Genomic DNA, 7,227 nt, shown 5'->3' with positions numbered 1-7,227 from the left:
TTGGTGTTCGGTTCGGCTTGTGTAGGATAGGTGGGAGACTGTGAAGCGGGCACGCCAGTGTCCGTGGAGTCGCCGTTGAAATACCACTCTGGTCGAATTGGATGTCTAACCTCGGTCCGTGATCCGGATCAGGAACAGTGTCAGGTGGGTAGTTTAACTGGGGCGGTTGCCTCCCAAAATGTAACGGAGGCGCCCAAAGGTTCCCTCAGCCTGGTTGGCAATCAGGTGTCGAGTGCAAGTGCACAAGGGAGCTTGACTGTGAGACCGACGGGTCGAGCAGGAGCGAAAGCTGGGACTAGTGACCCGGCACCGGCATGTGGAAGCGGTGTCGCTCAACGGATAAAAGGTACCCCGGGGATAACAGGCTGATCTTCCCCAAGAGTCCATATCGACGGGATGGTTTGGCACCTCGATGTCGGCTCGTCGCATCCTGGGGCTGGAGTAGGTCCCAAGGGTTGGGCTGTTCGCCCATTAAAGCGGTACGCGAGCTGGGTTTAGAACGTCGTGAGACAGTTCGGTCCCTATCCGCCGTGCGCGTAAGAGACTTGAGAAGAGCTGTCCCTAGTACGAGAGGACCGGGACGGACGAACCTCTGGTGTGCCAGTTGTACCGCCAGGTGCACTGCTGGTTGGCTACGTTCGGCAGGGATAACCGCTGAAAGCATCTAAGCGGGAAGCTCGCTTCAAGATGAGGTCTCTCACCGGGACAACCGGGTAAGGCCCCCGCCCAGACCAGCGGGTTGATAGGCCGGAAGTGGAAGCGCCGCAAGGCGTGGAGCTGACCGGTACTAATAGGCCGAGGGCTTGACCACACACCTCCAAGAGCCTCCGCTCCGGAAGATCCAAGTCAAAGCATGCACCACGCGTCCACTGTGTAGTTCTGAACGCACGAACCGGCCCCCCGGCAGGTTCGACATGTTCACAGCGTTACGGCGGCCATGGCGAGAGGGAAACGCCCGGTCTCATTCCGAACCCGGAAGCTAAGCCTCTCAGCGCCGATGGTACTGCCCCGGAGACGGGGTGGGAGAGTAGGACGCCGCCGGACAAACCTTTCCGCCAGGGCCCCAGCATCCGTGCTGGGGCCCTGCCGGCATTCCCGGGAACATTCACGCGCCCGGTCCCGTTCGCCCGCGGATGAGGGCCTCGGGCGGCACGCAGCCACCGGCCACCGACGCACATCACCCCCTCCGTCACGTGACGAAGGGGGCGACGCGGTGCGGGAGAGGCCGGTCAGGGCACCGTCCGTCGCAGGCCGACGAAGGACAGGACGGCCAGGACCGCGGCCAGGGCGAGCGGCAGAGCGACGGCCAGCGTGCCGACCGACTGCTCGACGCGGTGGCGTGTCGGCACCCGGTGCTCGTGAGGAGCTGCATCAGCGTGGTCTTGCCGGCGCCATTGCGGCCCAGCAGCCCGGTGATGGTGTCCTGGTCGAAGGCGGTGGTGACGTCGTCCAGGGCGGTGTGCTCCCGGAAGCGCATGGTGACGTCGGTGACGGTGGCCGCGGCGGTCATCGGGCCTCTCCCCAGCGGTCGATCATGGCCGTCAGCTCCCGGCTGGAGATGCCCAGCTTCTGTGCCTCGGTCATGAGCGGGCGGACGTACAGGTCGGCGAACTCGCTGCGCCGCCGCTCGAGCAGCTGCTCACGGGCGCCCGGGGCGACGAACATCCCCACTCCTCGTCTCTTGTAGAGAACCCCGTCGGACACCAGCTGGTTGAGCCCCTTGGCGGCGGTCGCGGGGTTGATGCGGTGCAAGGCGGCCAGCTCGTGGGACGAGGGCGCCTGGCTCTCCTCGGGGAGGGAGCCGAGCCGCACGAGCCCCGCTACGGTGGCGCGGTGATCAGCCCCTTCACCGTGGCCGTGCCTGCCGCCGACGTCGAGGACCTGCGCCGGCGGCTGCGGAGCACCCGCTGGCCGGAGCCCGCCACCGTCGACGACTGGTCACAGGGCGTGCCGCTGGAGTACCTGCACGACCTCTGCGGGTACTGGGCCGACGGCTACGACTGGCCGGCCCGGCAGGAGCGACTCAACGCCGTCCCGCAGTTCGTCACCGAGATCGACGGGCTGCCGATCCACTTCCTCCACGTGCACTCCCCGCACGACGGCGCGCTGCCGCTGCTGCTGACCCACGGCTGGCCGGGGTCGGTCGCGGAGTTCCTCGACGTCCTCGGGCCGCTCACCGACCCCGCCGACGGCCGTGACGCCTTCTCCGTCGTCGTCCCCTCGCTGCCCGGGTTCGGCTGGAGCGGCAAGCCGTCCGCGCCGGGGTGGGGCCTGGAGCGCACTGCCGACGCGTGGGTGCAGCTGATGGACCGGCTCGGGTACCCGCGCTTCGGCGCCCAGGGCGGCGACATCGGCTCGTTCGTCTCGGCCAACCTCGGCGCCCGCCACCCCGACCGGGTGGTGGGCATCCACCTGAACATGGTGGTCACCGGGCCGCCGGCCGGACGGACGGAGTTCACCGAGCGCGAGCAGCGGGCGCTGGACCGGGAGCGCCGCTTCCGCGCCGAGGGCGCGGCCTACAACCAGCAGCAGCGCACCCGCCCGCAGACCCTCGGGTACGGGCTCACCGACTCACCGGCCGGTCAGTGCGCCTGGATCCTGGAGAAGTTCGCCGCGTGGGCCGACTGCGACGGCGACCCGGTCGCGGTGCTGGGCGCCGACCGCATCCTCGACCACGTCAGCACCTACTGGTTCACCGCCTCGGCCACCTCGTCGGCGCGGATGTACTGGCAGATGGCGCAGTCGCCGACCGGGCGGACGCCGGCGGTCGGCGTCCCCACCGGGGTGTCGCTGTTACCGCACGAGATCTTCCAGCCGCCTCGCGAGTGGGTGCAGGAGCAGTTCGCCGACCTGCGGCTGTGGCGGGAGCACGACCGCGGCGGTCACTTCGCCGCGATGGAGCAGCCCGAGCTGCTCGTGGCCGACGTCCGGGAGCTCTTCCGGCCCCTGCGGTGAGCCTCGTCGTCCGCGCGCGGCGGGTGGTGCTCCCCGACGGGGAACGGGCCGCCGCGGTGCACACCGGGGGCGGGCGGATCACCGCCGTCACCGGCTTCGACGACGCCCCGGCCGGTGCGGTGACCCTCGCCGGCGACGAGGTGCTGTTGCCGGGTCTGGTCGACAGCCACGTGCACGTCGACGAGCCGGGCCGCACCGAGTGGGAGGGCTTCGCCACCGCGACCCGGGCCGCGGCGGCCGGAGGCGTAACCACGATCGTCGACATGCCGCTGAACTCGGTGCCGCCGACGACCACGGTCGAGGCGCTGCGGGTCAAGCAGCAGGCCGCCCGGGGGCAGGTCGCCGTCGACGTCGCCTTCTGGGGCGGCGCGGTGCCCGGCAACGTCGACCAGCTGCGCCTACTGCACGAGGCCGGCGTCGCCGGGTTCAAGTGCTTCCTGCTCGACTCCGGGGTGCCCGAGTTCCCCCCGCTGGACGACGCCGGCCTGCGGGCCGCCCTCGCCGAGCTCGCCCGCCTCGACGGGCTGCTGATCGTCCACGCCGAGGACGCCGACGTCATCGCCGCAGCGCCCCCGCCCCGCGGCCCCAGCTACGCTGCCTTCCTCGCGTCCCGGCCGGAGGCGGCGGAGGAGACGGCCGTCGCCGGCCTGGTGGCGGCGGCCCGCGACACGGGGGCGCGGGCGCACGTCGTCCACCTGGCCGACGCCGGCGCGCTGCCGCTGCTGCGCCGCGCCCGCGCCGACGGGGTGCGGATCACGGTGGAGACCTGCCCGCACTACCTCACCTTCGCCGCCGAGGAGGTGCCCGACGGCGCCACGGCGTTCAAGTGCTGCCCGCCGATCCGCCGGACGGAGCACCGGGAGGCGCTCTGGGCGGCGCTGGCCGACGGCGACGTCGATCTCGTCGTGAGCGACCACTCGCCGTGCCCGCCCGAGCTCAAGCACCTCGACAGCGGGGACTTCAGGGCGGCCTGGGGCGGCATCGCGTCGCTGCAGGTCGGCCTGCCCGCGGTGTGGACCGGCGCGCGGGCGCGGGGACTGACGCTGGCGCAGGTCGTGGAGTGGATGTCCGCGGCGCCGGCGCGGCTGGCCGGGCTGCCGGCCAAGGGGGCGATCGCGGTCGGGCGCGACGCCGACCTGGTGGCGTTCGCGCCCGACGAGGTCGCGCCGGTCGGCGCGCTCCGGCACCGGCACGCCCTGACGCCCTACGCCGGCCGGCAGCTCACCGGCGTCGTCCGCCGGACGTGGCTGCGCGGGCGGCCGGCCGACGGCGCACCGATCGGCCGGCTGCTGGTCCGCGGCGCCGCACGGTGAACGGCGGCCCGGGCGGTGCCACAGTGGCCTCGCCCTGCCCCGCCCCGGCCCCGCACCGCGAGGGAGCGCCATGACGGACTGGACCCGCCTGCCCGACCTGGCCGGCCGCGCGCTGGGAGGTGCTGTGGTCGCCGCCAGCGACGAGTTCTTCGCGGCCAAGGAGAACCTCCTGCTGCCGCACCCGCCGGTGCCCCGCACGGAGTTCGGCGCCCGCGGCAAGGAGTACGACGGCTGGGAGACCCGCCGCCGGCGCACGCCCGGGGCCGACTGGGCGGTCGTCCGGCTGGGCGCGCCCGGGGTGGTGGCCGCTGTCGTCGTCGACACCACGTTCTTCACCGGCAACTCACCGACGCGGGCGTCCGTGGACGCGACCGCGGTGGAGGGCCACCCCACCGTGGCCGAGCTCGACCGGGCGGACTGGCGGCCGTTGCTGCCGCCGTCGGAGATCGCCGGCGACGCGGCCAACGTCTTCCCCGTCGACCCCGACCGGCGGATCACGCACGTGCGGCTCACCATCCACCCGGACGGCGGCGTCGCCCGGCTGCGCGTGCACGGCACCGTGCTGCCCGATCCACGGCTGCTCGACGCCGGCCCCTTCGACCTGGCCGCGGAGGAGTCCGGGGGCCGGGTGACCGGGGTCAGCGACGAGTTCTACGGCTCCCCGCGGCAGCTGATCGGCCCCGGCCCGGCCCGCTCGATGGGCGAGGGCTGGGAGACCCGCCGGCGCCGCGGCGAGGGCAACGACTGGGTGGAGCTCGCGCTGGCCTGCGAGGGCGTGGTCACCCTCGCCGAGCTGGACACCACCTGGTTCCTGGGCAACGCGCCCGGCTCGGCGTCCCTCACCGGCACCGGCCCGGACGGCGAGGTCGTCGTCCTCCCCCGGACCCGGCTGCAGCCCGACACGCGCCACCGGTTCGTGCTCGCGGGTGGACCGGCGGTCGAGCGGGTGCGCCTGGACGTCTTCCCGGACGGCGGCATGGCGCGGCTGCGGCTGTGGGGGCGGCCCACCGCCGCGGGGCGGGCCGCGCTCGGCCGGCGCTGGTTCGAGGCGCTGCCCGACGTCCAGGCCCTCGAGGTGTTGCAGGCCGCCGGCGTCCCCCCGGCGGAGACGGGGCGGCTGGTCGGCCGCCGGCCGCTGGGCGACGACCTCCCCCCGGCGGTGGCCCGGCTGGTGCTGGGGGTCTGACGGGATGGGATGGGTCACATCCGGCTGCTCCGCTCAATGCGGACGACGGCGGGCCGATGACCGAGAGTCCCTCCCTGTCTCGTCGATGGAGCCCACCCGGTGTCCCTCACCCCCTCGTTCCTGCGGCGCAGCGTCCGCACCAAGCTCGTCGCCGCCTTCCTGGGCGTCGCGGCGGTCATGGTGACCCTCGGGCTGATCAACGTCGCGCAGATGTCGTCGATCCACGGCCGGGTCGACGATCTCGCCGCCCGTGACGTGCGCCCGCTGGCCGACCTGCAGGAGCTGACCGACGACTTCCAGGCCTACTCGGTGCACGGGCTGGTCGCCGCGCTCGGCGCGGTCCAGGGCCAGCACGACATCGCCCAGATGCAGACCGGCCTGCAGGAGGAGTCCCGGGCGGCCACGGACGCCGACATCGCAGCACTGCTGGCCCACACCCCGGCTGCGCTGCAGGACCACGCCGAGCTGCTCGCCGCCGACTGGGAGGACATGGTGACCAAGGACGCCGCCTACCGCGCCGCCACGGCTGCCCGCGACCCGCAGGCCCAGACGCTGGGTGACGCCGCCACCGCGGCCTACATCCAGCTCCAGGCCGACCTGTCGGAGATGAAGGACGTCCTCGTCGCCGACGAGGCGGCCAGCCGCGCCAAGATCGGCGACAGCTTCGCTACGGCCCGGGCCTGGACCCTGGCGCTGCTCGCCGTCGGCACGGCGCTGGCCCTCGGCCTGGGCATCGCCCTGGCCCGGGACATCCGGCGCCGGATCCTGCCGGCCCGCGAGGCGGCCGACGCCCTCGCCCGCGGCGACCTGTCGCACGCCATCACCGCGGACACCGAGGACGAGCTCGGCCAGCTGGGCCGGGCGCTCTCCCAGGGCGTGGGCCGCATCCGGGAGATGGTCGCCGGCGTCGCGACGTCCGCCGGCTCGATGACCACCCTGGTCGGCGACCTCGCCCGGGCCACGGCGGGCGTGGTCGACGCCTCCCGCACCGGCGCGCAGCACGCCCAGTCGGTGTCCGGCACCGCCGCCGCCGTCTCCGGCAACGTGGGCCAGGTGGCCACCGGCTCGGCCGAGATGAGCGCCTCGATCCGCGAGATCTCGCGGTCGGCCCAGGAGGCCGCCGGCGTCGCCGAGGACGCCGTCCGCATCGTCGCCAGCACCAACGACACGCTCACCCAGCTGGGCAGCTCGTCGGCCGAGATCGGCAACGTCATCAAGGTCATCACCGGCATCGCCGAGCAGACCAACCTGCTGGCGCTCAACGCGACCATCGAGGCGGCGCGGGCGGGGGAGGCCGGCAAGGGCTTCGCCGTCGTGGCCAACGAGGTCAAGGAGCTCGCGCAGGGGACGGCCAAGGCGACCGAGGACGTCTCCCAGCGCATCCAGGCCATCCAGGCCGACTCCGGTCAGGCGGTGCGCGCGATCGGCCGGATCGGGGAGACCGTCGGGCAGATCAACGCCCTGCAGGCGACGATCGCCGCCGCCGTCGAGCAGCAGACCGCCGCCGCCGCCGAGATCGACCGCAACATCGGCGTGGCCGCGCAGGGCAGTGAGGACATCGCCCGCGGCGCCGAGGCCGGGGCCGGGGCGTCCGAGACCAGCGCCGGCCGGATCGAGGAGTCGCGGGTGCTCGCCGAGCAGCTGGCCGGTGAGGCCTCCGAGCTGCAGCAGCGGGTCGCCCTCTTCACCCTCTGACGACCGCGACGACGACGGCCCCCGCGGGGCCGGGTGCGAGCCACCCGGCCCCGCGGGGGCCGTTCGGGTCTCGGTACT

The 7,227-nt window shown here is 73.3% G+C and carries 5 protein-coding genes, 2 rRNA genes and 1 pseudogene; 6 read left to right on the top strand and 2 right to left on the bottom strand.

All coding sequences use genetic code 11. The features are described 5' to 3' along the window. A 23S ribosomal RNA gene (locus ACI784_RS17240) occupies nt 1–811 on the top strand; the annotation flags it as partial. Between the two features lie 116 nt (nt 812–927). Then, nucleotides 928–1,044 (top strand): 5S ribosomal RNA (gene rrf / locus ACI784_RS17235). A gap of 355 nt (nt 1,045–1,399) precedes the next feature. On the opposite strand, the pseudogene ACI784_RS17230 reads toward rrf, so the two are convergent. Then, nucleotides 1,400–1,477 (bottom strand): annotated as a pseudogene (locus ACI784_RS17230) (hypothetical protein); the annotation flags it as partial. 29 nt (nt 1,478–1,506) lie between these two features. Continuing rightward, on the bottom strand, nt 1,507–1,812 hold the full coding sequence (locus tag ACI784_RS17225) for a GntR family transcriptional regulator (RefSeq protein ID WP_457014267.1): 306 nt from the start codon (nt 1,810–1,812) through the stop codon (nt 1,507–1,509). 21 nt (nt 1,813–1,833) lie between these two features. Here ACI784_RS17225 and ACI784_RS17220 point away from each other — a divergent pair, with 21 nt between their 5' ends. The 4 genes from ACI784_RS17220 (at nt 1,834) to ACI784_RS17205 (ending at nt 7,149) form a co-directional block, all read left to right on the top strand. Next, a complete protein-coding gene (locus tag ACI784_RS17220; protein WP_457014266.1) occupies nt 1,834–2,955 on the top strand; it encodes an epoxide hydrolase family protein in 1,122 nt (373 codons plus the stop codon). Further along, the gene (gene allB, locus ACI784_RS17215; protein WP_457014265.1) at nt 2,952–4,268 is read left to right on the top strand and encodes an allantoinase AllB; all 1,317 of its coding nucleotides are present in this window, start codon (nt 2,952–2,954) and stop codon (nt 4,266–4,268) included. Before ACI784_RS17220 ends, allB begins: the two co-directional genes overlap by 4 nt. A 70-nt stretch (nt 4,269–4,338) precedes the next feature. Next, the gene (gene alc / locus ACI784_RS17210; RefSeq protein WP_457014264.1) at nt 4,339–5,454 is read left to right on the top strand and encodes an allantoicase; all 1,116 of its coding nucleotides are present in this window, start codon (nt 4,339–4,341) and stop codon (nt 5,452–5,454) included. Between the two features lie 99 nt (nt 5,455–5,553). Then, entirely contained in the window at nt 5,554–7,149 is a 1,596-nt protein-coding gene (locus tag ACI784_RS17205; protein WP_457014263.1) for a methyl-accepting chemotaxis protein, read from the top strand. Nucleotides 7,150–7,227 lie beyond the last annotated feature (78 nt).

Source organism: Geodermatophilus sp. SYSU D01186 (genome assembly GCF_054050215.1).
The sequence above is the reverse complement of the archived record's forward strand: the minus strand, read 5'-3'. Positions and strand labels throughout refer to the sequence as shown.